This is a genomic window from Lentzea sp. NPDC036949 (assembly GCF_055608075.1).
Window position 1 is genome coordinate 16,144 of sequence record NZ_JBVJRA010000012.1, and the last position, 24,020, is coordinate 40,163.

The window sequence follows — 24,020 nt, forward strand, 5'->3', positions numbered from 1 at the left end:
GCGGTGTTGCCCGTCCGTCACTCGGATGTTTCGCCAGTGTTAACGGGGCCGTCCGAGTGGGCAAGACGACCTGCCGGTCCTCACCCGTTGAGCACGGCCTTACTCTGGAGGGGTGAGCAGGTGGACCGGTTCGTGGCTGTCAGGACCCCGCTCGGTACTCGAACCGGGTGAGGACTCGAACGACGGCAAGCAGCAGCGTTGGCGTGGCGAGCGGCACGGCTTCCCGGAGAAGGGGCCGGGCTCCATCGCCTCGGTCGGGCGGCGCACGTTCGCCATCCTGCTCGACTTCTTCCTGTCCGCGGGGGTCGCGGCGCTGTTCACGCGCCCGGAGCTGCCGCGCAACTGGAGCCTGCTCGCCTGGTTCGTCATCACGGTCGTCGCCGTGGCGTTCTTCGGCTTCACCCCTGGTCACGCCGTGTTCGGCCTGCGGGTGGCGCGCATCGACGGCAAGGCGTTCGTGCACCTGCCGCGCGCGCTGCTGCGGACGGTCCTCATCTTCCCGCTGATCCCGGCGCTGGTCTGGGACTCGGACGGCCGCTGCCTGCACGACAAGGCCGCCGGCACCGTCGTCATCAAGGTCAGATAGCCCGCAAGACACCCCTGAACAGCGACAAGGCCCGGCGCACGAGGTGTGCCGGGCCTTGTCGCGTGCTGGTGCTGTGCTGGTGATGCGGTGCGTGGCGTGGTGACCGGGGTCAGCGGCGGCGCAGCGTGCGCTGGACGTTGCGCATCTTCGCGCCCTGCGGCATCGGGCCCTTGGGCAGCGCGGCACCGCGGCTCGCGAGCGCCGCGAGACGGGCGTCGAGCGTCTCGACCTGGGCCGTCGTGATGTTGCGCGGGAGCTTCATCAGCGTCGACTGCAGCTTCTTGAGCGGCACCTGGCCCTCGGCGGAGCCGATGATGAAGTCGTAGATCGGGGTCTCGCCGACGACGCGGGCGATGCGCTTCTTCTCCTGCGCGAGGAGCGGCTTCACCCGGTGCGGCGCGCCCTCGGCGACCAGGACCACACCCGGACGGCCGAGCACGCGGTGCACGGCGTCGAGCTGGGTGGTGCCGACGACGGCGGGGGTGACCCGCCAGCGGCCGCGCAGGTTCTCGAGCGCCCACGCACCGGCGCCGGGCTGGCCGTCGGCCTTGCGGAAGACGTTGCTCTGCACCCGGCGGCCGAAGATGATCACGGCCAGCAGCGCGCCGATCGCGATGCCCAGCGGCACGAACATCCAGACCGCGTCGAAGACCAGGCCCAGGACCACGGCGATCGCGGTGACGCCCAGCAGCGCACCGAGCATCAGCGGGATGAGCGCCTTGTCCTCGCGGCGTTGCATCTTGAACGCCTCGAAGATCTGCTTGCGCCGCTCGCGTGATGCCGCGCGGCGAACCTTCGCCGCTTCCTTGGCAGCCGCCTTGTCCTGCTTACCAGCCATGCTCACCAGGATACGGCGCGCTGGTCTCGGAGTTGCATCGGCCGTCTGCGAGACTGCCCGGCTATGGACGCGTTGCTGGAGGGTCTTGATCCGGAACAGCGTGCAGCGGTCGAGGCTCCACGCGGCCCGGTGTGCGTGCTCGCGGGTGCCGGCACCGGCAAAACGCGCACCATCACCCACCGGATCGCCTACCTGTGCCAACGCGGCCACGTCGCCCCGTCGCAGGTCCTCGCCGTCACGTTCACCAAGCGCGCCGCGGGGGAGATGCGCACCCGGCTGCGCTCGCTCGACGTGCACGGCGCGCAGGCCGTGACGTTCCACGCCGCCGCCTCCCGTCAGCTGCGCTACTTCTGGCCGCGCGTCATCGGCGGGCCGCGCTGGGAGCTCGTCGACCAGAAGATCCGCGTCGTCGCCCGCGCCGCCGCACGCCTGGGCCTGCCGACCGAGACCGACGCGCTGCGCGACCTCACCAGCGAGATCGAGTGGGCGAAGGCGTCGCTGCTGACCCCCGAGGACTACCCGCTCGCGGCCTCCCGCGCCGCACGCGACATCCCGGCGCCCGCCGAGCAGGTCGTGAAGCTCTACCTGACCTACGAGCAGCTCAAGAACGAGGCGATGCTGCTCGACTTCGACGACCTGCTGCTGCACACCGCGGCCGCGCTGGAGGACAACGCGGAGGTCGCCCAGGAGTTCCGCGACCGCTACCGCTGCTTCGTCGTCGACGAGTACCAGGACGTGACGCCGCTGCAACAGCGCGTGCTCGACGCGTGGCTCGGCAGCCGCGACGACCTGACCGTCGTCGGTGACGCGAACCAGACCATCTACTCGTTCGCGGGCGCCTCGCCGCAGCCGTTGCTCAACTTCCCCCGCCGCTTCCCCGAGGCCGTGGTGGTGCGGCTGGAGCGCGACTACCGCTCCACGCCCCAGGTCGTGGGACTGGCCAACGAAGTCATCAAGTGGGCCCGTGGACGCCCGGCCGGCTCCCGCCTCAACCTCATCGGGCAGCGACCGGAGGGCCCGGCACCGCGGTTCCACGAGTTCGACGACGAACCCGCCGAGGCGGACGCGGTCGCGCGGCGCGTCAAGACGCTGCTCGACGAGGGCGTGGCGGCGTCCGAGATCGCGATCCTCTACCGGGTCAACGCCCAGTCCGAGGTCTACGAGCAGGCGCTCGCCGCGCAGGGCATCCCGTACCTGGTGCGCGGCGGCGAGCGGTTCTTCGAACGCGCAGAGGTGCGCCAGGCGATGATCACGCTGCGCTCGGCCGGCGAGGTGAGCGGCAGCCTGCCCGACGTGACGCGCTCGCTGCTGGAGAAGGTCGGCCTCACCGACGAGCCGCCCACGGGCGGGTCCGCGCGCGAACGCTGGGAGTCGCTGCTCGCCCTCGTGGAGCTCGCCGAGGAACTGGCCTCCGCCGTGCCCGACGCCGACCTGCCGCGGTTCTGCGCGGAACTGGACATGCGCGCCGAGGCACAGCACCCGCCGACCGTCGAAGGCGTGACGCTGGCGTCGCTGCACGCGTCGAAGGGCCTGGAGTGGGACGCCGTGTTCCTCGTCGGACTCGTCGAGGGCACTATGCCGATCCAATACGCCGACGGCGACGAGGCGAAGATCGAAGAAGAACGCCGCCTTCTGTATGTGGGCGTCACGCGAGCACGTGAACACCTTTGGATGTCGTGGGCGTTGTCGCGCGCAGCGGGCGGCCGTAAGTACCGACGCCGTTCCCGTTTCCTCTACAACCTCGTGCCGGAGAGCCACCCCGCGGCACGCGTACCGGCCGGTGCCGCATCCCAACGGCCTCCGTTGATGAAGAAGGAGAAGCCGACCTGCCGGCTGTGCTCCTCGACGCTCAACGAAGCGCAGGCCATCAAGCTCGGCCGCTGCCGCTCCTGTCCGTCCGATGTGGACGAAGAACTCCTCGAAGCGCTGCGCCGGTGGCGGGCCGGCCGGGCGCGCGAGCTGAAAGTGCCCGCGTACGTCGTCTTCACCGACGCGACCCTGATGGCGATCGCGGAGCAACGACCCACGGATTCGGCCGGGCTCGTCGCGATCTCGGGCATCGGCGCCTCGAAGCTCGACAGGTTCGGCAACGACGTGTTGGGCCTGGTGAGGGCCGGTGTGGGCGACTCGGCCACCTGATCGGGACAAGTTTCGTTAAATAGGTTGCACGCCCCAGGTACGGGGTCATAACCTGCTCATGCCGGGTCCGGAGGACCCGTCTGGGGAAGAAGAACTACTACTCAGCTCGCAGAGAGCTCTCCGAGGGAGGTGCCGATCGTGAAGAAGTTCGAAATTTCGCGCGCACTCGGCCTCCCCGTGACCGAGCACTTCTGTGCGCCCGCAACCGCTCCGGCCATGTGGCAGAAGTCTGCCCACAGGTCGGCGGAACTGCTGGGCCGTGAGCGCGCCACCGGACTGCTCGTGGAGCAGCCGGTCCTGCGCCCGACCGTCGATGACGTTCCCAACTACACGAATGCGCTGTCCGCGCATCAAGTGAGAAGGCTCCTGCCGACCCCATAGAGGGGTCGTAGGACCACCAGGCTCACGAAGGCCGCGGACTCGCACAGAGTCCGCGGCCTTCGTGTTTTTTGCTGTACCCCACACAAGGAGAAAAACCTGATGTTGACCGCGACTGTCCCGCTCACCGGCGAGACACTTCCGGACCTCGCGGAGGGGCTTGACCTGCCCTGCCGCACCCACAACCCCGACCTCTGGTTCGCGGACGCCCCGGCGGAGCTCGAGAAGGCGAAGACCTTCTGCGGGACCTGCCCGGTGCTCGCCGAGTGCCTCGCGGGAGCCCTCGCGCGGCACGAGCCGTGGGGTGTGTGGGGTGGCGAGATCTTCGAGCGCGGTGTCGTCATCGCTCGCAAGCGGCCCCGTGGCCGTCCGCGCAAGGACGCGGCGGCGGCAGTGGCTTCTTCGGACAAGACGGAGGCGGCAGCGTGAACACCTCGGTGATCAATCTCGACGCAATGCCCGCGTACACGAACGAAGGACTGCACCCCATGTCTCTGCAAGAAGAACTCGTGCGGATACGAATACAAGAAGCCCAGAGGTTCGCGGAAGAGCAACGCCTGGCGAACCGCCTCGCGTCAGCGCAACGTTGGCGCAGGGTGTCGCGATGGGCGGGACGCAGAGCGGCTCGCTTCGACCTCTGACAGTCACGAGCCGAGGCCGTCATCCACGAGAAGGTGGATGGCGGCCTCGGCCGTTCCTCCGTACCGTCTTCCTTTGTGCCGCACCACACCCACGACGGAATCGACTGGTCGTCCCGCCTCTCGGGCATGAGGCGCTACGGCGCACTGCAGGCCGAAGCGCTGTCCGCGGTCGCCCGCAGACTCGTCGCACCACTCCCGGACTCACCCGTCGTGATGGACGTCGGCTGCGGCGCCGGCTCGATGTCCGTCCCCCTGGTCGCCGCACTCCGCGACCACGGCGGCGGCGTCCTGGTCCTGGTCGACGCCACCCCCGAACTCCTCGACGCCGCCTGCGCCGCCGCCCGCACCGAGGGCGAGGGCGTGGTCTCGGTGAAGCCGGTCCTCGCCGACCTCGCCGCGGAAGACCCCCTCTCCTTCACGGGCCCGGTCGAGCTCATCTGGGCCTCCCGCGTCATCCACCACCTCCCCGACCAGCTGCGCGGCATGCGCCGCCTGGCCTCCGCGTTGGCCCCCGGCGGCTGGCTGGCCTTGGCCGAGGGCGGCCTCGAAACCCGTTTCCTGCCCTGGGACCTCGGCGTCGGCGACCCCGGCCTCCCGGACCGCATGGCCGCGGCCCGCGCCGAGTGGTTCGTCTCGATGCGCGAGAACATGGCCGGCTCCGTCCGCCTGCCGGTCGGCTGGAACGTCGCCCTGGCCGACGCCGGCCTCGGCGACATCGGCTCCTTCAGCTTCGTCGTCGACCACCCGGCCCCGGCGAAGCAGCAGGTCCGCGACTGGGCGGTGGACCGCCTGACGTGGCTGGCCGAGATCACCGGCCCGTACCTGCACCCCGCGGACCGCGATGCCCTGCGCCGCCTGCTCAACCCGGCGGACTCCGAGTACGTCGGTGCTCGGGAGGACGTCTTCCTGCTGGAGACCGATACCGTCCACGTGGGACGGCGGCGGTGACGGCGTGCCACAGGTGCGGGCGGTCGCGGGCGTCCGTTTCTGAGCTGGAGCTGTTGGCCTGGTCGTCGGAGCGGGTCGGGGGGACGGTTCGGTGGTTGTGTCACGCGTGCGCCAAGGCGCATGTGCGGGACATCGAGGGGAAGTTGCCGGACGAGTACTGGCGGTGAACGGCTGGTGCGGGTGAGGCTGGCTGGCTTGGTGGTGGGCTGGCTTGCGTGAGCCGGGCTGGCTTGAGTGGGTTGGCTTGCGTGGGTTGGCTTGCGTGGGCTGGACTGGGCCGGCCTGGCGTGGGCTGGGCTGGCCGTTGGCTGGGCTGGCGTTGGCTGGGTCGGTACGGGTGGGCTTGGCCGGCTTGCATGAGGCTCGCTGCCTTGAGCGAGCTTGGTCGGTTCGCGCGGGCGGGCTGTAGGGACGGCTGTTCGAGCTGAGTGGTGGGCGTCGGCGTGGGCGTTGCGGGTTCGGCGGTCGTATTCGGGCTTGGCTGGTTCGTGTCGGCTTGAGGCGTGTCGGGTGCTGTCTCCGTTCCTGCGGGGGCTGGCCGCCTCACGCGCGCTTCCCCATTGCGGGCGAGCGAGAACGGGAATCCGGACCGGCTTCACTCGAAAGAGTGGCCGGATAGGTGCTGGCAGCGGTGAGGCAGAGATCGAGAGCCGGCTTGCAGCGGTCGCGGCAAGGCACGACCGCGAGCAACGCAGGCCATAAGCAACGCAGGTCACGAGCGACGCAGACCTTCGACCAGGCAGGTCAACGCGACCCATCCGGGCAGTCAGAAGTGGGCGCGCTGAGGGGGAGCGGGTACAGGTGCTGTAAGGCCTGCCTGACCAGCGCCGTTCCGCGGCGGGGGCTCAGCTCCAGCTCCTCGTGCAGATCGCGCGGCGTGCACAGGCCCGCGGCCACCACGGCGTCGAGTGCGGCCACGACCGCGCGGGCGTCTTGTTCGCGGCGCGTGAGGTCCAGGGTTGCGCGGGCCGGGGAGGCCAGGCGGAGGCCGTCGTGGTGGATGACGGTGGGTGGGCGGGTTGTGCGTTCGAGGAGCAGGTTCGGGTGGGAGCGGCGGGTGTTCTGGGTGCCCAGCACGTGGATGTGGCGGGGTAGGGGGAGGCGGGCGCCCTGGCGGGTCAGGGCGTCGGTGCCGGTGATCACGGAGGACGGGCCGGCGTAGGACAGGGCTGCGTGCAGGCGGTCCAGGCGGGTGGGCGGTGAGGGCTTTTGGAGGACTACGCCGGGCAGGAGGAACTGCCAGGGGCCGGACGGGAGGCAGCGGCGGAGGATCTCCCGCGAGGAGAGGCCGGATTTGCGCAGGTCAGCGGTCGTGGTGATGGGCATGGGACAAGCTTGGGGCAGACACCGACGAGGGAAGGGACCTCGGAGGCAAGCTGTGGACAACTTCCGCCATGTTCACTCGACGGAGTGAAGAGGCCGTCGGCTCACGGCTCCTCGAAGCCCGGCTGCCACCGCGCCACGATCTCGCGCGCGGTCACGTGGGCGTCGAGCTGGCAGAGGATGCCGGTCGCGCCCAGCGTCACGCGGTGGATCAGCAGGTACTGCGGCGGCAGGTTCAGCGAGCGGCCCGTCTGGGAGTCGGGGCTGCGCAGGTCGCCGACCCGTTCGGCCTGCGACTGCAGCCAGCGGCGGGTGAAGTGGAACGACTCGGTGCGCAGCGGTTCGACGAACGGGGCCAGGTAGCCCAGGACGTCCTCGCCGTCGAGGGACATGCCCTCGCGGATGAAGTTCTCGGTGCGCAGGAGGTCGACCAGGTCGTCGGGGCGGCCGTCGAGGGCCAGGCGGGTCATGCGGCCGAGGGTTTTCGGGAGGCCGTCGGGGAGGCGGGCCACGGCGCCGAAGTCGATCACGCGAAGGCGGCCGTCGGCGCCCAGCATGAAGTTGCCGGGGTGCGGGTCGGCGTGCAGCAGGCCGGAGCGGGACGGGGCCGAGAAGTGGAACTCCGACAGCAGTTGGCCCGCGCGGTCGCGGTCCTCGGGTGAGCCCTCGCGGATGATCTTCGCGAGGCCCACGCCCTCGGTCCACTCGGTGACCATCACCTTCGGGGACGAGGCGATGACGCGGGGGACGACGACGTGCGGGTCGTTGTCGAAGGCCTTGGCGAAGGCGCGCTGGTTGGCGGCCTCGTCGCGGTAGTCGAGCTCCTCCAGGTACCGGTCGCGCAGCTCCTCCAGCAGGGGGCGCACGTCGGTGCCGGGCATGACCGCCTGCAACAGGCGGGAGAAGCGCAGCAGCTGCTTCAGGTCGGCGCGCAGGGCCTCGTCGGCGCCGGGGTACTGGACCTTCACGGCCACGTCGCGGCCGTCGTGCCACACGGCGCGGTGCACCTGGCCGATCGAGGCCGAGGCCGCCGGGTCGTCGTCGAACGACTGGAAGCGCTTGGTCCAGGAGGCGCCGAGCTGTTCGGCGAGCACGCGGTGGGTGGTGCGGGCGGGCATCGGCGGGGCGGCGGTCTGCAGCTTCGTCAACGCCTCGCGGTACGGGGCGGCGAGCTCGTCGGGCACGGCCGCCTCGAACACGCTGAGCGCTTGGCCGAACTTCATGGCGCCGCCCTTGAGCTGGCCCAGGACGGCGAACACCTGCTCGGCGGTCTTGGCGGTGACCTCGGCGTTGACCTCGTCGGCTGCGCGTCCGGTCAGTCGCTTGCCCCAGCCGCCGACCACCCGGCCCGCCACCCCGAGCGGGAGGCTCGCCAGCTTGGCGGTGCGCTGCACGGCCTTGCGCGGAATCTCGGTCACCCGGCCATGGTATGTGCGTTGCACTGACAGTCAGGGTGCGGATACCAGCTCCGCCTCTCAGCAACCCCCGTGACCAGGTCCAGCTCGAGAGTGGCGTTGAGCACTGGTGGCGGTGCCTGCTCGGGTCCGCGGACGTGGCGCAGCGACTCCAGCACCTGCGCGACGGCGAGCGCGGCGGTGCCGGAGGCGAACAGGACGTCGTAGGAGGCGGGTTTGCCCACGAGCTGCGCGGCGATGGCCGGCCACGCCTCGTCGTGGTCGGTGCGGTGCAGGTCCGCGCAGTTCAGGCAGCTGGTGCGGCCGGGCAGCACGAGCGGGCCGACGATGCCCACGCCCTCACGGACGCGCACGGCCAGATGAGGTGTGCGGGCGGCCATCAGGCCGGAGACGACGGCCGGATCGGGGACGAGGGTCGCGGCGAGCACCACGAGGTCGGCGTGGTGGGCGAGCCGGACACCGGACTCGGCGAGCAGCGACGTCATCGCGAGGGAGAGGTGGGTGGAGCCGAACACGGCGGCCGTGGCACCCCTGGACGGGGAGGGGGACTCCAGCAGTCCCACCTGGTCGAGTGATTCCAGGACGGTGGTCAGCAGGGCCGGGTCCTCACCGCGGCTGCGGAGTCTTTCACCCAGTTCAGCGAGGGTGTGGCGGCCGTCGAGGACGAGCAGCTCGTCGACCAGGGCGTCGGGCAGCTCGTCGATCACCACGGCGTGCTTCGGGTCGGTGCCGACCTGCACGACGCCGGGGCCGCGGCGCACCACGGGCAGGCCGCTGCGCACTCGGGGGCGTGTGTCCACAACGGAAGACTGGCAGGGGGCGGTGCCCCCTGCCAGCGGAAACGTCAGACCTTGGACTTGCCGAGGATCCGCGTCATCTTCGTTCCGCAGACAGGGCAGGTGCCCTTCGCCATGCGCCGGCCGTTGGTCTCCTCGACATTGCCGTCGAAGTCGCGCTTCTCCCGGCACTTGACGCAGTAGCCGTTGTACTTCTCGGCCACAGCCCCTCCCTTGCAGTTGTGAGTGCGGACACACTCGGGGACCTTGGCGCGACGGTACCTCTGCGAGGCGGTGATCCCGCGCATGTCGATCTCGCGCGTGTCCAGCCGCCGTTCGGTGGAACTTCACCCGCCGGGTGCCCGCCTGCGGCCGGTTGGGGGCCCAAAATTGTCGGTGCCGCCGATTACGGTTACTGCATGGCCGAACCGCGGGTGGAGGTGCGGCGGAGCTCCCGGCGCCGCCGCATGGTCAGCGCGTACCGGGAGGGCGACACCGTCGTCGTCCTTCTGCCGGCACGGATGACCAAGGGGGAAGAGAAGCACTGGGTGGCGGAGATGTTGAGCCGCCTCCAGCGCAGTGAGACGCGCAGGAAGTCGCCTGCGCGGACGTCCGACGAGGCGCTGATGGCGCGGTGCGCCGAGCTGTCGGTGCGATACCTGGACTCGCTCGCCGACCCGGTGAGCGTGCGCTGGGTGCCGCCCATGCGCACGAGGTGGGCGTCGTGCACACCGACCGAGGGCACGATCCGCGTGTCCGAGCGGTTGCGCGACGTGCCGCCGTGGGTGCTCGACTACGTGCTGGTGCACGAGCTCGCGCACCTGCTGGTCCCAGGGCACGGCAAGGACTTCTGGGAGTGGGTGCACCGCTACCCGAAGTCCGAGCGGGCCATGGGCTACCTGGAGGGCATCTCGGCCGCGGCCGGACTGGGCCTCTCGGAAGACTGATCTTCAGCAACGCGAAGCGCCCGGCGGGGTGTGCCCGCCGGGCGCTTCGCACGTCTGACCGGTGCCATCGGGCTCAGCTGTCCTTGGGCTTGTCGCCGTCCTGCGGCTCGTCCGACTCCGGGGTCGCCTCGGTGGCCTTCTCGCCGTCCTCGGCGCGCATGGTGCGCTCGAGCTCGGCGATCGGGTCCTCGAGCGCCTTGCGGGTGTTGGCGAGCCGCTCGGCGAACTCCAGCGGGTCGTCCAGGTCCTCGGTGGTCGGGATCAGCTCGGCGTGCTCCCACACGCCGTCGCGGACCTCGACGCCGTGCTGGTCGCCGACGAGCTTCCACAGCGCGGAGGCGGCCCGCAGGCGCCGCGGCCGCAGCTCCAGGCCGACGAGCGTCGCGAACGTCTGCTCGGCCGGGCCACCGGAGGCACGGCGGCGGCGCAGCGTCTCGCGCAGTGCGGGCGCACCGGGCAGCCGGTCGGCCACAGCGGCGTCGACTACGACGTCCACCCAGCCCTCGACGAGGGCGAGGAGGGTCTCCAGCCGGTTCAGCGCGGCCTTCTGCTCCGGGGTCGTCTGCGGTTCGAGCAGACCGGAGCCCATGGCCTCCTCGATGGAAGCCGGGTTCGACGGGTCGATCTGGCCGGCGAGCTGCTCCAGCGCCGACGTGTCGACCTTGATGCCCTTGGCGAACTCCTCGACGGTGTCGAGCAGGCGCTGCCGCAGCCACGGCACGTGCGTGAACAGGCGCTGGTGCGCGGCCTCGCGGGCGGCGAGGAACACCATCACCTCGGAGGCGGGGCGCTCCAGGCCCTCGGTGAACTTCTCGATGTTCGCCGGCAGCAGCGCGGCCGTGCCCTCAGGGCCGAGCGGCAGGCCGACGTCGGTCGAGGTGAGGACCTCGGCGCCGAGCTGCGCCAGTGCGTTGCCGAGCTGGGACCCGAACGCCATGCCGCCCATCTGCCCGAGCATCGACAGCAACGGGCCCGCGGCCTGCTTGGCCTCGGCCGGCATCGCCTCGACCCACGCGCCGGACATGCGCTGCGCGACCGGGTCGCACAGCCGCTGCCAGGTCGGGATGGTGCGCTCGATCCAGTCGCGGGCGGTCCACGCCTGCGTGGTGCGGGTGCCCGCGGGCAGCGAGGTGACGGGGTCGAGCCACATCTCGGCCAGGTGCACGGCGTCGGTGACCGCGCCCGACTGGTCGGCGGCGAACCCGACGGTGGTCTGCGAGGAGGACAGCTGCTGGAACGCGATCTGCTTCGCGAGGTCGTAGTTCACCGGCCCGCTCGACGTCCCTGCGCTGCTCAGCATCGCGCCCAGCTGGCTCAGCATGTTGCCCAGCTGGTTGAAGTCGAACGGGTTGTCCCCCGGTTGCCCGTCCTTGTCGTCGGGGTTGTGCGGGCTGAACCCGAACGGCACGTCACTCATGCCTCTACCGTACGCGGATCGACATGGTCGTACGCTGTTCAGCCGTGAGTGAAACCGTCACGACCGCACCCGCTCCCGCGCCCCCGCCGAGGGAACGCGGACTGACCCGCCGGACGTGGACGCTGATCGCCAGCTTCCTGGTCGTGGCGATCCTCGGAACAGCGGGCGGGTTCGCCCAGGTTCCGTACGTCGCGCTGGGCCCCGGCCCCACCTACGACGTGCTCGGCAAGGTCAAGGACGCCGACGTCGTGTCCATCGACGGCCAGAACACCTTCCCCACGCAGGGCACCCTGCGGATGACGACGGTCTCGCTCACCAACGACCTGTCGCTCTTCGGCGCGCTGGGCCTGTGGCTGTCCGGCCGCTACGCCCTCGCGCCGAAGGAGGACTTCATCAAGCCCGGCCAGACCGAGGAGGACGTCCAGCGCGACAACGAGCAGGCGTTCAGCGAGTCGCAGACCTCCGCCGAGGTCGCCGCGCTGCACTACCTCGGCTACCCGGGCAAGGTGGTCGCGAACCAGGTCACCAAGGGCAGCCCCGCGGAGAACGTCATCCCGCTCGGCGCCCGCATCATCGCGGTGAACGGCAAGCAGGTGCAGAGCGCCGCCGACGTGAGCGCCGCGCTGGAGAACACCAAGCCGGGCGACCGCATCGAGGTCGCCTTCGAGCAGGACGGCACCTCGAAGTCGACCCAGCTCACCCTCGGCCAGCGCCCCGACGACCGCCCGTCCGGCTTCATCGGCATCTCGCCCGTCGACCGCGCCGACGTGCCGTTCAAGATCAAGATCAGCCTGTCGGACGTCGGCGGCCCCTCGGCCGGCCTGATCTTCGCGCTGGCGATCGTCGACAAGCTGACCCCCGGTGAGCTCAACGGCGGCAAGGCCATCGCGGGCACCGGCGAGATCCAGGGCGACGGCGCGGTGAAGCCCATCGGCGGCATCGCGTTCAAGATGGTGGCGGCGAAGGAGGCGGGGGCGACCGCGTTCCTCGTGCCCGCCCAGAACTGCACGGACGCCAAGCAGCAGGCGCCGGAGGGCCTCACGCTGATCAAGGTCGAGAACCTGAAGGACGCGGTCTCGTCGCTGGAGGCGCTGAACAAGGGCCAGCCGACGCCGGGCTGCTGACCCGCGGGCCCGCTGACCTGACGGTTTCAGCCACGGGCGAACAGCACGAACGCAGCCCCGCCGTGATCACACGGCGGGGCTGTGCCAGCCTGGAGGCGTGACGACTAGGGCCGCAGCGTGGCGAGCAGCGCGTCGGTGAGGTTCGGGGCCAGCTCGGGGTGTTCGACGAACTCCTCGGGGACCTCGACCGTGCCGCGCAGGCGCAGCACGCAGGAGACCGTGCCGTCCCTGAGCACGGCCGCGACCAGGCGCGCCTCGCGGCGGGACGGGTGCTCGGCCGCGAACCTGCGGGCCGCCTCGTCGTCGAGCTCGCCGTGGTGCAGCTCGGTCTCGGCTTCCGGGGGCAGGACGACGATCTCCTGGGCCAGTGCGCACCCGGTGACGGCCGGGGGCCACTCGATGCCCGCGAGCGCGTCGGCCAGGTCGCCTTCGAGGGCGTCCTGGGCGATCGGCGTCAGCGGGGAGGCCGCCGGGTCGAGCTGGGCGCGGAGCTCTGGCTGCTGGGCGATCAGGTCGGACGTCGCCACGAGGGCGAAGAGCTGCGGGGGCTGCTCCCAGCCGCCGGCCGCTACGAACTCTTCTACCTCGCGGGCGACCGTCGGGAGGACGACCGCTGGCGTTTCACTCGCTGACACGCGTGTCATCGTAAGACGGCGCACTTCACGGGAACCCAGGGCGTCGTCCGTAGAGTTGGACTAAACGTACGTATCGATTTACCGCGATCCAGGAGCGTGCCTCGTGGCCACACGGCCTCCGGTCGGACTGCCGAAACTGTCCCGGCGCAGCCGAATACTGCTCATCGTGGGTGTCGTGCTCCTGTTCGGTCTCATCACGGGATCGCGGCTGCTCGACACCTACGTGAACTGGCTGTGGTTCGGCGAGGTCCAATTCCGCAACGTCTACAGCACAGTGCTGCTCACCAGGCTGGGGTTGTTCCTGGCCGTGGGGGTCGTGGTCGGCGGCATCGTCGGGCTGAACCTCTGGCTCGCCTACCGGGCGCGGCCGGTGTTCGTCCCGGTGTCGGGGCCGGACGACCCGGTGGCGCGCTACCGCACCGTCGTCATGCGGCGGATGCGGTTGTTCTCGATCGGCATCCCGGTGTTCGTCGGGCTGATCGCGGGCGCGTCGGCGCAGGCCGAGTGGCAGCAGGTCCAGCTGTTCCTCAACGGTCAGCCGTTCGGCATCACCGACCCGCAGTTCGGCCACGACATCGGCTTCTACGCCTTCCAGCTGCCGTTCTACGAGTGGCTGCTGTCGTGGCTGTTCATCACCACGGCCGTGTCGTTCATCGGCGCGGTGATCGCGCACTACCTCTTCGGCGGCATCCGGCTGGCCGGTCGCGGCGGGCAACTCTCGGGTCCGGCGCGGCTGCACCTGGCACTGGTCGCCGGCACGTTCGTGCTGCTGAAGGCGGTCGCGTACTTCTTCGACCGGTACGAGCTGCTGCTGCACGAGAACGAGAAGTTCGTCGGCGCCAGCTACACCGACCTCAACGCGGTCCTGCCGGCCAAGCTGATCCTGCTGTGCATCGCCGTGTTCTGCGCCGTGGCGTTCTTCGCGGGCGCGTTCATGCGCAACGTGCAGCTGCCCGCCATCGCGACCGTGCTGCTGGTGCTGTCCAGCGTCCTGGTCGGCGCGGCGTGGCCCGCGGTCCTGGAGCAGTTCTCGGTCAAGCCGAACGCCATCCAGAAGGAGGCCGAGTCGATCACCCGCAACATCGCGGCGACCCGGCAGGCCTTCGGGCTGACCGACGACAAGGTCGAGACGAAGCCCTACGAGGGCAAGCAGAACGTCGCCAACGACCAGATCAAGACCAACGACGCCGCCACCCTCGGCAACATCCGCCTGCTCGACCCGGCGGTCCTCGGCCGCACGTTCACCCAGTTCCAGCAGCTGCGGCCGTTCTACGGGTTCCCGAGCAAGCTCGACGTCGACCGGTACACAGTGGACGGCAAGCTGCGCGACTACATCGTGGCGGTCCGCGAGCTGAAGCTCGACAGCCTGCCGCAGGGCCAGCGCGACTGGATCAACCAGCACCTCATCTACACCCACGGCAACGGCTTCGTCTACGCAGAGGCGAACAAGGTCAACGAGATCGCCGACCAGTCCAACGGCGGCTACCCCGACTTCAAGACCGGTGAGGTCAAGCCCAACGGCGAGGTCGGCAACGTCGCCAACGGCATCAAGGTCGACCAGCCGCGCACGTACTACGGCGAGCTGTTCGGCACGAACGACTACTCGATCGTCGGCGGCCGGCCCGCCGGTTCCGCGGCCGAGTACGACACCGACGCCAAGTCCTACACCTACACCGGCAGCGGCGGCGTGCCCATCGGCAGCCTGTTCAACAAGCTCGCGTTCGCGGCCTACTACGGCGAGCGGAACATCCTCTTCAACCAGTCGATCGCCGACGAGTCGAAGATCCTGTTCAAGCGCACGCCGCGTGACCGCGTGCAGGCCGTCGCGCCGTGGCTGACCGTCGACAGCGACCCGTACCCCGCCGTCATCAACGGCCGCATCACCTGGATCGTCGACGGCTACACCACGCTGGAGAACTACCCGTACGCGCAGCGCACGCCGCTGGGTGACGCCACCAACGACTCGCTCACGGCGGACGGCGTGGTGATCTCGCAGGTCAACAAGCCCGTCAACTACATCCGCAACTCGGTCAAGGCCACTGTGGACGCCTACGACGGCACGGTGTCGCTGTACGCGATCGACGAGAAGGACCCCGTCCTCAAGGCGTGGATGGGCGTCTTCCCCGGCACGGTCAAGCCGGCCGGCGAGATCAAGCCGGAGCTGCGCGAGCACTTCCGCTACCCCGAGGACCTGTTCAAGGTGCAGCGGCAGATCCTGTCGAAGTACCACGTCTCGTCGCCGTCGGACTTCTACTCCGGTGTCTCCTACTGGGCGCCGGCGCAGGACCCGACGATCGACAACGTGACCTCGGCCGACGCCCAGCAGGCCGAGGCGAAGAAACGCCGCGACGCCCAGCCGCCGTTCTACGTGCTGGCCGGTGACCCGGCCAACCAGGGCAAGGTCAGCTTCCAGCTGACCAGCCCGCTCGTGCGCGAGAACCGGGAGTTCATGGCCGCCTACGTCTCGGCGTCCTCCGACCCCGACAACTACGGCAAGATCAGCGTGTTGCAGCTCAACACCGACGCCAAGGGCCCGCAGCAGATCCAGACGCAGTTCCTCACCTCGGACAACGTCAGCCGCGAGCTCAACCTGCTCACCCAGCAGAAGACGACCGTCGTCTACGGCAACCTGCTGACCCTCCCGGTCGGCGGCGCGCTGCTCTACGTCGAACCCGTCTACATCGAACGCGCGTCGAACAACACGTCGTTCCCGCAGCTGTCGAAGGTCCTCGTCTGGTACGGCGACCGGGTCGGCTACGCGTCCACGCTCAACGAGGCGCTCGAACAGGTCCTCAGCGGGGCGGGGGCCGTGGTGCCGCCGCCGAGCGACAACAACAACGGCAACGGCCAGACCTCCACGCCGCCGCCGACGTCGACCACACCCGGCAACACCGGCGGAACGTTCAGCCCGGAGCTGCAGAAGGCGGTCAACGACATCGACGCGGCGCTCGCCGACATCAAGCGGGCGCAGCAGAACAGCAACTTCGCCGAGCTCGGCCAGGCCTACCAGCGCCTCGACGACGCCTCGAAGAGGTTCAAGCAGTACAGCACCGGGTCGGCCTCACCGCCGCCCACCGGCCAGTCCTCGGTTGTGCCCAGCCCCACACCGTCCGGCTGACCACCCGATTTGCATTTCCCGCTCCACCCCGCGTAAGGTTCTGTTCATACCGACGCGGGGTGGAGCAGCTCGGTAGCTCGCTGGGCTCATAACCCAGAGGTCGCAGGTTCAAATCCTGTCCCCGCTACAAAGTGGGAAAGCCCTGTCTGCGGAAGACGCAGACAGGGCTTTTTCGCATTTTCATTGGGGGCGAAGCCCCCAAACCCCACCCGGAGGGCTTCGCCCCCGGACCCCCGAACCCCGAGGCGGCGCCTTGAGAGGGTGGGCGCGGGACCAGGATTGAGTCGGGATTGAGCCGGGACGGGCCGACACTGGGGCTGAGCTGGGGAAATACGGTTAGAGGGGGGTGGTGGAAAAGGGGTTTTTCGAGGGTGTAGAGTTCTACCTACAACAGCAAGACAGCAAGACAGCAAGACAAGCTAGAAGCAGCGCGGGGTGGAGCAGCTCGGTAGCTCGCTGGGCTCATAACCCAGAGGTCGCAGGTTCAAATCCTGTCCCCGCTACTAGATGGAAGGCCCGGAGTCCTAGGACTCCGGGCCTTCTTCGTATTTCCGAGTGGGTCGATCCGGCCGAGCGGGCCGGGCGGTTCAGGTCATGTTCTCCGCCCAGTACTGGGCGCACAGCATGCTGGAACAGATCCGGCCCTCGCCGCTCACCGTGCGGTGCTTGCGGATCTGCTTCCCGCACACCATGCACTCGTCCTTGCCCGCCTGCTCCGGGATCCCACCCGTCACCCACGCACGCGTGTGCATGGCGACCTTCTTGTGGTCCAGCCACTTCATCTTCATGCCCATGGTTCCCCGACCTCCGCTGTCCAGCCGCTGACGCCCGCTGAGGGCGATGATCATTTTTCCAGGCTTCCCGCCGGAGGAAAGACCCCGGAGCCGACATCACCGGGTCGTGCGACGGCAGCCCACGTCCGTCCATTCGGGTGGCTTCGGCCGGTGAGAGCAGTGCCGCCGATCGGGTGAGGCCGGGGAAGTTTCGCTTGTGCGAAAGGCTTTTTCCATCCGGGATGGACACGGACGGTCAAGCGGCCAAACGCGTGAGGCGCCAAAACTGCCGCTTACTCAGCGAGACTTTTCGTTGCTCCGCATGGCCCATCGGACTAGCCCGGTGATCAGCCACAGTGGACAGAACGGCTGACCATTGTGGACAGCCTCCCCCGGACGTGGGAACGTTGTCGTTGTGTCAGACCTGAATGCGACCGCAGCCGCCCTGCTCGGGCTGCTGCACGACGGACCCAAGACCGGTGGCCAGTTGGTTGCGGAGGCCGGGGAGCGCTTCGGAGCGTTCTTCAGCGTCACCCGCAGCCAGGTGTACCGCGAGCTGCCCGCGCTGGCCGACCAGGGCCTGCTGCGACTCGGCAAGCAAGGGCCGCGCTCCAGCCAGCAGTACGTGCTCACCGCGGCGGGCAAGAAGGCCTTCAAGAACTGGCTGCTGTCCGAGCCCGGCCCCGACCACCTGCGCAGCCCGCTGATCCTGCGCCTCGTGCACGCCGGCTCGTTGACGGCGAAGCAGCGCGAGTCGCTGGTCGCCACGGCGCGCACCACGTACGGGGCCGAGCAGGAGAGCGCCCGCAGCGCCGCCAAGACCGCGGAGGACCCCTACGCGAAGGCGGTGGCCGAGTTCGGCCTGGCCCACGCGAAGGCCGTCCTCAAGTTCCTGGACGCGATCCCCACGGGCTGAGGTCGGGGCGTCTGCAAGTACCACCGACAACGGGTCGGTGGTACTTGCAGACGCCACTACCTGCACCAGTTCCACGGCCGGTCGCTGCTGGTGACCGGTATTGGCGTAATCTTCTGCTGTGAATCCGGACGTCGAAGCAGACATCAAGGACCTCTCCGCCACCCTGAGCAGCATCGAGGCGGTGATGGACCTCGATGCCCTGCGTGCCCAGGTCGCGGATCTGGAGGAGCAGGCAGCCCGCCCCGACCTCTGGGACGACCAGGAGAAGGCGCAGAAGGTCACCAGCCAGCTCTCGCACAAGCAGGGTGAGCTGCGCCGCATCACCGGCCTGCGGGAACGCCTCGACGACCTGCCGCTGCTCTACGAGCTCGCGGAGGAGGCCGAGGACGCGGACGCCGCCGCCGACGCGGACACCGACAGGGCGAAGCTGCGCGACGAGATCGCGAGCCTCGAAGTGCGCACACTGCTCTCCGGCGAGTACGACGAGCGCAACGCGCTGGTCACCATCCGCGCCGAAGCCGGTGGCGTCGACGCCGCCGACTTCGCCGAGATGCTCCTGCGCATGTACTCCCGCTGGGCCGAGCGGCACAACTACGGCGTCGAGGTCTTCGACACCTCCTACGCGGAAGAGGCCGGCATCAAGTCCGCCACCTTCCGCGTCACCGCCCCCTACGCCTACGGCACGCTGAGCGTCGAGCAGGGAACGCACCGCCTCGTGCGCATCTCGCCGTTCGACAACCAGGGCCGCCGCCAGACGTCGTTCGCCGGCGTCGAGGTCGTGCCCGTCGTCGAGCAGACCGACCACGTCGAGATCGACGAGAAGGACCTGCGCGTCGACGTGTACCGCTCGTCCGGCCCCGGTGGCCAGGGCGTCAACACGACCGACTCGGCGGTGCGCCTCACGCACATCCCGACCGGCATCGTCGTGTCCTGCCAGAACGAGCGCTCGCAGCTGCAGAACAAGGCCACGGCCATGAACGTCCTGCAGGCGAAGCTGCTCGAACGGCGCCGCCAGGAGGAGCAGGCGAAGATGGACGCGCTCAAGGACTCCGGCTCCAGCTGGGGCAACCAGATGCGCTCCTACGTGCTGCACCCGTACCAGATGGTCAAGGACCTGCGGAACAACCACGAGGTCGGCAACCCGTCCGCGGTGCTCGACGGTGAGATCGACGACTTCCTCGAAGCCGGCATCCGCTGGCGCAAGCAGTCCCAGCAAGCGTGAGCCGCAGCCGCGGTGTGAGCTGAGGCGAAGGGCACGTCCGGGCCGTCCGATGGTCCGAACGTGCCCTTTCGTCCACCGGTTGTGCTGAACCGACCACGCCGTGTGGGGGAGGAGAACCGCCTTTCCGGGGCTGGAAGTTAACCGGAACGGGGGCTTTACCGCGGCCATGGGTAGACTCGCGCCTCGTGATTCGTCTCGAACACGTTTCCAAGGTCTACAAGACCTCCACGCGTCCCGCGCTCGACGACGTGTCCGTCGAGATGGAGAAGGGCGAGTTCGTCTTCCTGATCGGGCCCTCCGGGTCCGGCAAGTCGACGTTCCTGCGCCTGCTGCTGCGCGAAGAGGTGCCGACCAGGGGACGCGTCTACGTCTCCAACTTCGACGTCGCCAAGATGTCGCGGCGCAGGGTCCCCCGCCTGCGCCAGTCCATCGGCTGCGTGTTCCAGGACTTCCGCCTGCTGCCGACGAAGACGGTCGCCGAGAACGTCGCGTTCGCCCTCGAGGTCATCGGCAAGCCCCGCAACACCATCGTCAAGGTGGTGCCGGAGGTGCTGCAGCTGGTCGGCCTCGACGGCAAGGAGGACCGGTTCCCCACCGAGCTCTCCGGTGGTGAGCAGCAGCGCGTCGCGATCGCTCGCGCGTTCGTGAACCGCCCGCTGGTGCTGATCGCCGACGAGCCCACCGGAAACCTGGACCCCGACACGAGCCAGGACATCATGTTGCTGCTGGAGCGGATCAACCGCACCGGCACGACCGTCATCATGGCCACCCACGACCACGGCATCGTCGACTCGATGCGCCGCCGGGTCGTGGAGCTGTCGTACGGCAAGGTCGTCCGTGATGACGCGCGCGGCGTTTACGGCGTCGGCCGCTAAGCGCTCCTAATCCCCGACCCCCCAAGGAACCCCGCCCCCGATGCGTACCAGCTTCGTGTTCAGCGAGGTCGTCACCGGACTTCGCCGGAACGTCACGATGACGATCGCGATGATCCTCACGACCGCCATCTCGCTCGGGCTGCTCGGCGGTGGCCTGCTCGTCGTCCGCATGGTCGACAAGATGCAGGCCAACTACGCGGGCAAGCTCGAGGTCTCGGTCCTGCTGACCAACGACGTCAGCGCCAACGACAAGGACTGCACCCAGCAGCCGTGCGCGGGGCTGAGGTCCCAGCTCGACCAGACCTCCGGCGTCGAGTCCGTGGTGTACCAGAACCGCGACGAGGGCTTCGAGCGCTTCAAGCAGATCTTCGAGGCCCAGCCGGAGCTGCTCAAGCTCGCCCGGCCGGAGGCCATCCCGGCCACGTTCCGGGTGAAGCTCGAAGACCCGGAACGCACCGAGGTCATCAAGAACGCCTTCGAGGGCAAGCCGGGCGTGAAGGGCGTCGACGACCAGGGCAAGTTCCTGGAGCGGTTCTTCGACGGCCTCAACGGCTTCCGCGACGTGGCGCTGATCCTGGCGCTCATCCAGGCGTTCGCGGCACTGCTGCTGATCTCGAACACCATCCAGGTGTCGGCGTTCACCCGCCGCGTCGAGGTCGGCATCATGCGCCTGGTCGGCGCGACCCGCTGGTACACGCAGCTGCCGTTCCTCATCGAGGCGGTCGTCGCGGGCATCATCGGCGCGGTCACCGCGGTCGCCGGCCTGGTGCTGTTCAAGGCGTTCTTCCTCGACCGCATCACCCGCAACCTCACCGAGTCGGGCATCATCCCGCCGGTCGGCTACCTGGACATCCTCATAGTCTCGCCGTGGCTGTTCCTGGTCGCGATCCTCATCTCGGCCACGACCGGCTACGTCACGCTGCGGCTCTACGTGCGGCTTTAAGAGTTTTACCGACCACGTAGAGTTGTCGCCATGGTCAAGGAACGCGGGCAGAAGGTCATCGCGTCGAACCGCAAGGCTCGGCACGACTGGGCCATTCTGGACACCTACGAGGCGGGCATTCAGCTCGTCGGCACCGAGGTGAAGAGCCTGCGCATGGGACGGGCGTCCCTCGTGGACGCCTTCGCCCAGGTCGACGACGGCGAGATCTGGCTGCACGCGCTGCACATCCCGGAGTACGTCGCGGGCACCTGGACGAACCACGAGGTCCGGCGCAAGCGGAAGCTCCTGCTGCACAAGCACGAGATCGAACGGCTGATCGGCAAGACCAAGGAGTCCGGTCTGTCGCTCGTCCCGTTGCAGATGTACTTCAAGGACGGCTACGTCAAGGTCGAGCTCGCCCTCGCCAAGGGCAAGAAGTCCTACGACAAGCGCCAGGACATCGCCAAGCGCGACGCGAACCGTGAGATCGCACGGGCGCACGGGCGGGCGTTGAAGGGCCGCTACTGACGCCGTCCACCACCGCACCGACGAGAACGCCCGGCCCACCGCACCGCGGGAGCCGGGCGTTCCGGCGTTCGCCTCAGCTGTCGAGGTAGGCGAGGACGGCGCGGACCCGCCGGTGCTCGGAGTTCGACGGTTCCAGGCCGAGCTTCGCGAAGATGTTGCCGACGTGCTTCTCCACCGCGCCGTCGGACACCACGAGCGTGCCGGCGATGGCCGTGTTCGACAGGCCCTGCGCCATCAGGCCGAGCACCTCGCGTTCGCGCGGAGTCAACGAGTCGACCGGGCTCTTCTTGCTGCGCACCATGAGCTGCGTGATCACCTCGTGGTCGATGCTCGTGCCGCCGTCGGCGACCCGCCGCACCGCGTCGACGAACTCCTTCACGTCGGCCACCCGTTCCTTCAGCAGGTAGCCGACCCCGCTCGCACCGCCCGCGAGGAGCTCGACGGCGTAGCGCTCCTCCACGTACTGCGACAGCACCAGCACCGGCAGCCCGGGGTGGCGGCGGCGGCACTCGATGGCCGCGCGCAGCCCCTCGTCGGTGAACGTCGGCGGCATGCGGACGTCCACCACGCACAGGTCGGGCCGGTGCTCGGTCACGGCGTCCAGCAGGTCGGTCCCGTTCTCCACCGCCGCCACGGTGTCGATGCCCTCGTCGGCGAGCAGCCGCTGCACGCCCTCCCTCAGCAGCACCGAGTCCTCGGCGATCACCACGCGCACGGCAACTCCGCTCGAATCACGGTCGGCCCTCCAGCGGGGCTGACGACGACAACCACACCGTCGATGGTCGCAGCCCGGTCCGCGAGCCCGGCGAGCCCGCCACCCGCCTTCAGCTCCGCACCGCCCTGACCGTTGTCGGTGACCTCGACCAGCACGCCCGTGTCGATCCGGTTGACCCGCACGGTCGCCCTGGTGCCGGTGGAGTGCTTGGTGATGTTGGTGAGCGCCTCGCCGACGGTGAAGTACGCGGCGCTCTCCACCGCCGTCGGCGGCCGCGGGTCGACGTCCACCTGCAGGTCCACCTCGATCGGCACGCGGGCGGCCAGCGCGGACAGCGCCGCGTCGAGACCGCGGTCGCCGAGCACCGACGGGTAGATGCCGCGTGCCAGGTCCCGCAGCTCCTTGATGGCGAGCTTGGCGTCCGCGTGGGCCTCCGCGATCAGCTCGGCCGCGCCCTCCGGGTCGCTGTCCAGCTTCGACTTCGCCCGGCCCAGCCCCATCGCCACGGCCACGAGCCGCTGCTGCGCGCCGTCGTGCAGGTCGCGTTCGATGCGCCGGCGCTCCGCCTCGGCCGCCTCCACCCCGCGCGCCCGGCTCGACTGCAGCCGTTCCGCCTCGACCGCCAGCTCGTCGGCACGGGTCGGTCCGAGCATGGCGCGGGCGAACCGGCCGTGCAGCGCGCCGAGCGCCTTCGTGCCCATGACCGCGAACGGGACCAACACCAGCCCGAGCACCGCGATCGGCAACGCCGAGGCGAACGAGTCGATGGTCCAGAGCTCGCCGACGACGACCGCGAACGGCGCGTAGCTGATCCAGAACGGCACCGCGACCAACGCCGCCACGACCGTCCAGAGCGTGAGGACCGCGCCGAACTCCAGGACCCCCACCGGCAGCAGGAGCAGCAGGTAACCGAAGTCGCGCCAGGTGGCGGGGTCGGTGAACTGGGCCTTCCACCGCTGCCACAGCGTGCCCGGCTGCCGGGCCCGGTAGGGCACCGGGATGTCCGTGCGCAGCGCCGCACCGACCCACGCCCGTTCCACCGTCGCGCCGGCCCGCACCGCCTGCATCGCGAGCCAGAGGATCGGCAGGCCCACCCACAGCACGGACAGGGAGAACCCGACGACCGTGAGCACGACGGTGAGGGTGAACCAGAAGATGCCGGTCACCAGGTTGGTCAGCAAGTAGAACCCGGCTGCGAGCGCGTTCGGTTTCCTCATGACGTCCATGTTGTCGTTGTCGCTGGTCAGGGACCATGCGGCCAACCAGTCAGCCGGTGGTGGGGACAGCCCTACCTGCCTCGGGAAGAACTCGGTGGCAGCGGCCGTTATGCTAGGTGCACCACGACGAGGGGGTGAACGGTTTCGACTGTGGACGTTGATTCAGGGGAAGCGTGCCGGTGCAGGCGAGAGACCACCGCAAGCGTCATCGCAAACCAATAAGCGCCACGTCTAACGACAAGCGCGCGTTCGCTCTCGCCGCCTGAGGCGAGTAGCAACGCTGTCGGCCTAGGAGTGCCTTCGGCCTAGAGTCCGGCATCAGCTAGAGGGCTTACCTGCATTCCCGGTCGCGGGGACTGTTCGGGAAACTCACAGCGACTGGGCCCGTCACATCAGCTCGTCCGCGTGACTGATGGGGTCAAGCAGAGGCAGAGCGGACTGCGCACGGAGAAGCCCTGATGAACCGCCACAGGACCCGGGTTCGATTCCCGGCACCTCCACTCGGACGGCGAGTGCTCGTGGAGAGCACTCGCCGTTTCTCGTTCCGGGTGTTCATCTGGGGGCGAC

At 69.3% G+C, this 24,020-nt stretch carries 23 protein-coding genes, 2 tRNA genes and 1 other RNA gene; 16 read left to right on the forward strand and 10 right to left on the reverse strand.

The features are described 5' to 3' along the window. Positions 1-112 precede the first annotated feature (112 nt). Positions 113-586: an RDD family protein gene (locus ACZ7CD_RS29465; RefSeq protein WP_360401408.1), complete on the forward strand. Its 474-nt coding sequence runs from the start codon at positions 113-115 to the stop codon at positions 584-586. 109 nt (positions 587-695) lie between these two features. On the opposite strand, the gene ACZ7CD_RS29470 is transcribed toward ACZ7CD_RS29465, so the two are convergent. Beyond that, on the reverse strand, positions 696-1,424 hold the full coding sequence (locus ACZ7CD_RS29470; RefSeq protein ID WP_360401405.1) for a DUF4191 domain-containing protein: 729 nt from the start codon (positions 1,422-1,424) through the stop codon (positions 696-698). A 63-nt stretch (positions 1,425-1,487) separates the two neighbouring features. On the opposite strand from ACZ7CD_RS29470, the gene ACZ7CD_RS29475 reads away from it, so the two are divergent. From ACZ7CD_RS29475 to ACZ7CD_RS29490, 4 genes are all read left to right on the forward strand, one after another. Further along, positions 1,488-3,563 carry an ATP-dependent DNA helicase UvrD2 gene (locus ACZ7CD_RS29475; protein WP_470380172.1) on the forward strand — a complete coding sequence of 692 codons (2,076 nt, stop codon included), beginning with the start codon at positions 1,488-1,490 and terminating at the stop codon, positions 3,561-3,563. A 138-nt stretch (positions 3,564-3,701) separates the two neighbouring features. After that, positions 3,702-3,944 (forward strand): hypothetical protein, encoded by a 243-nt coding sequence (locus ACZ7CD_RS29480; protein WP_360401399.1) that lies wholly within the window; start codon positions 3,702-3,704, stop codon positions 3,942-3,944. 99 nt (positions 3,945-4,043) lie between these two features. Next, positions 4,044-4,370: a WhiB family transcriptional regulator gene (locus ACZ7CD_RS29485; protein WP_360401396.1), complete on the forward strand. Its 327-nt coding sequence runs from the start codon at positions 4,044-4,046 to the stop codon at positions 4,368-4,370. A gap of 287 nt (positions 4,371-4,657) precedes the next feature. Next, a complete protein-coding gene (locus ACZ7CD_RS29490; RefSeq protein ID WP_470371457.1) occupies positions 4,658-5,530 on the forward strand; it encodes a class I SAM-dependent methyltransferase in 873 nt (290 codons plus the stop codon). 744 nt (positions 5,531-6,274) lie between these two features. Here ACZ7CD_RS29490 and ACZ7CD_RS29495 read toward each other — a convergent pair. From ACZ7CD_RS29495 to ACZ7CD_RS29510, 4 genes are all read right to left on the reverse strand, one after another. Beyond that, entirely contained in the window at positions 6,275-6,856 is a 582-nt protein-coding gene (locus ACZ7CD_RS29495; RefSeq protein WP_360401390.1) for a type IV toxin-antitoxin system AbiEi family antitoxin, read from the reverse strand. A 101-nt stretch (positions 6,857-6,957) separates the two neighbouring features. Next, positions 6,958-8,271 (reverse strand): ABC1 kinase family protein, encoded by a 1,314-nt coding sequence (locus tag ACZ7CD_RS29500; protein WP_470380173.1) that lies wholly within the window; start codon positions 8,269-8,271, stop codon positions 6,958-6,960. Further along, entirely contained in the window at positions 8,268-9,068 is an 801-nt protein-coding gene (locus ACZ7CD_RS29505; protein ID WP_470380174.1) for a TOMM precursor leader peptide-binding protein, read from the reverse strand. The genes ACZ7CD_RS29500 and ACZ7CD_RS29505 overlap by 4 nt, the downstream gene beginning before the upstream one ends. 44 nt (positions 9,069-9,112) lie before the next feature. Next, entirely contained in the window at positions 9,113-9,268 is a 156-nt protein-coding gene (locus ACZ7CD_RS29510) for a DUF5679 domain-containing protein (RefSeq protein ID WP_360401381.1), read from the reverse strand. Between the two features lie 195 nt (positions 9,269-9,463). On the opposite strand from ACZ7CD_RS29510, the gene ACZ7CD_RS29515 reads away from it, so the two are divergent. Next, positions 9,464-9,991, forward strand: coding sequence for a M48 family metallopeptidase (locus ACZ7CD_RS29515; protein ID WP_360401378.1), 528 nt, complete (start codon positions 9,464-9,466; stop codon positions 9,989-9,991). Between the two features lie 73 nt (positions 9,992-10,064). On the opposite strand, the gene ACZ7CD_RS29520 is transcribed toward ACZ7CD_RS29515, so the two are convergent. Beyond that, complete coding sequence (locus tag ACZ7CD_RS29520) at positions 10,065-11,408, reverse strand: zinc-dependent metalloprotease (protein ID WP_458434227.1); 1,344 nt, start codon at positions 11,406-11,408, stop codon at positions 10,065-10,067. A gap of 44 nt (positions 11,409-11,452) precedes the next feature. On the opposite strand from ACZ7CD_RS29520, the gene ACZ7CD_RS29525 reads away from it, so the two are divergent. After that, positions 11,453-12,532 (forward strand): YlbL family protein, encoded by a 1,080-nt coding sequence (locus ACZ7CD_RS29525; RefSeq protein WP_360401374.1) that lies wholly within the window; start codon positions 11,453-11,455, stop codon positions 12,530-12,532. A 104-nt stretch (positions 12,533-12,636) separates the two neighbouring features. On the opposite strand, the gene ACZ7CD_RS29530 is transcribed toward ACZ7CD_RS29525, so the two are convergent. After that, positions 12,637-13,176 (reverse strand): PPA1309 family protein, encoded by a 540-nt coding sequence (locus tag ACZ7CD_RS29530; protein WP_458434226.1) that lies wholly within the window; start codon positions 13,174-13,176, stop codon positions 12,637-12,639. Positions 13,177-13,270: 94 nt separating this feature from the next. Here ACZ7CD_RS29530 and ACZ7CD_RS29535 point away from each other — a divergent pair, with 94 nt between their 5' ends. The 3 genes from ACZ7CD_RS29535 to ACZ7CD_RS29545 all read left to right on the forward strand — a co-directional run bounded on the left by ACZ7CD_RS29535 (position 13,271) and on the right by ACZ7CD_RS29545 (position 16,788). After that, positions 13,271-16,285, forward strand: a complete 3,015-nt coding sequence (locus ACZ7CD_RS29535; protein WP_360401370.1) for a UPF0182 family protein — start codon at positions 13,271-13,273, stop codon at positions 16,283-16,285. Between the two features lie 53 nt (positions 16,286-16,338). Further along, positions 16,339-16,412 (forward strand) — tRNA-Met (locus ACZ7CD_RS29540). A gap of 302 nt (positions 16,413-16,714) precedes the next feature. Beyond that, a tRNA-Met gene (locus ACZ7CD_RS29545) sits at positions 16,715-16,788 on the forward strand. Positions 16,789-16,872: 84 nt separating this feature from the next. On the opposite strand, the gene ACZ7CD_RS29550 is transcribed toward ACZ7CD_RS29545, so the two are convergent. Then, positions 16,873-17,133, reverse strand: coding sequence for a hypothetical protein (locus ACZ7CD_RS29550; RefSeq protein WP_360401367.1), 261 nt, complete (start codon positions 17,131-17,133; stop codon positions 16,873-16,875). Between the two features lie 340 nt (positions 17,134-17,473). Here ACZ7CD_RS29550 and ACZ7CD_RS29555 point away from each other — a divergent pair, with 340 nt between their 5' ends. From ACZ7CD_RS29555 to smpB, 5 genes are all read left to right on the forward strand, one after another. Beyond that, entirely contained in the window at positions 17,474-17,974 is a 501-nt protein-coding gene (locus ACZ7CD_RS29555; protein ID WP_360401364.1) for a PadR family transcriptional regulator, read from the forward strand. Positions 17,975-18,092: 118 nt separating this feature from the next. Then, positions 18,093-19,196: a peptide chain release factor 2 gene (gene prfB / locus ACZ7CD_RS29560; protein WP_360397890.1), complete on the forward strand. Its 1,104-nt coding sequence runs from the start codon at positions 18,093-18,095 to the stop codon at positions 19,194-19,196. 185 nt (positions 19,197-19,381) lie between these two features. After that, complete coding sequence (gene ftsE, locus ACZ7CD_RS29565) at positions 19,382-20,071, forward strand: cell division ATP-binding protein FtsE (RefSeq protein ID WP_030470385.1); 690 nt, start codon at positions 19,382-19,384, stop codon at positions 20,069-20,071. Between the two features lie 40 nt (positions 20,072-20,111). Then, the gene (gene ftsX / locus ACZ7CD_RS29570) at positions 20,112-21,014 is read left to right on the forward strand and encodes a permease-like cell division protein FtsX (RefSeq protein ID WP_360397892.1); all 903 of its coding nucleotides are present in this window, start codon (positions 20,112-20,114) and stop codon (positions 21,012-21,014) included. A 30-nt stretch (positions 21,015-21,044) separates the two neighbouring features. Continuing rightward, positions 21,045-21,521 (forward strand): SsrA-binding protein SmpB, encoded by a 477-nt coding sequence (gene smpB, locus ACZ7CD_RS29575; protein WP_360397894.1) that lies wholly within the window; start codon positions 21,045-21,047, stop codon positions 21,519-21,521. Positions 21,522-21,594: 73 nt separating this feature from the next. Here smpB and ACZ7CD_RS29580 read toward each other — a convergent pair whose 3' ends face one another. Then, entirely contained in the window at positions 21,595-22,236 is a 642-nt protein-coding gene (locus ACZ7CD_RS29580) for a response regulator transcription factor (protein WP_360397896.1), read from the reverse strand. Further along, on the reverse strand, positions 22,224-23,462 hold the full coding sequence (locus tag ACZ7CD_RS29585; protein ID WP_470380245.1) for a sensor histidine kinase: 1,239 nt from the start codon (positions 23,460-23,462) through the stop codon (positions 22,224-22,226). The genes ACZ7CD_RS29580 and ACZ7CD_RS29585 overlap by 13 nt, the downstream gene beginning before the upstream one ends. A 121-nt stretch (positions 23,463-23,583) precedes the next feature. On the opposite strand from ACZ7CD_RS29585, the gene ssrA reads away from it, so the two are divergent. Then, positions 23,584-23,956: a transfer-messenger RNA gene (gene ssrA / locus ACZ7CD_RS29590) on the forward strand. The last annotated feature ends 64 nt before the right edge of the window (positions 23,957-24,020 follow it).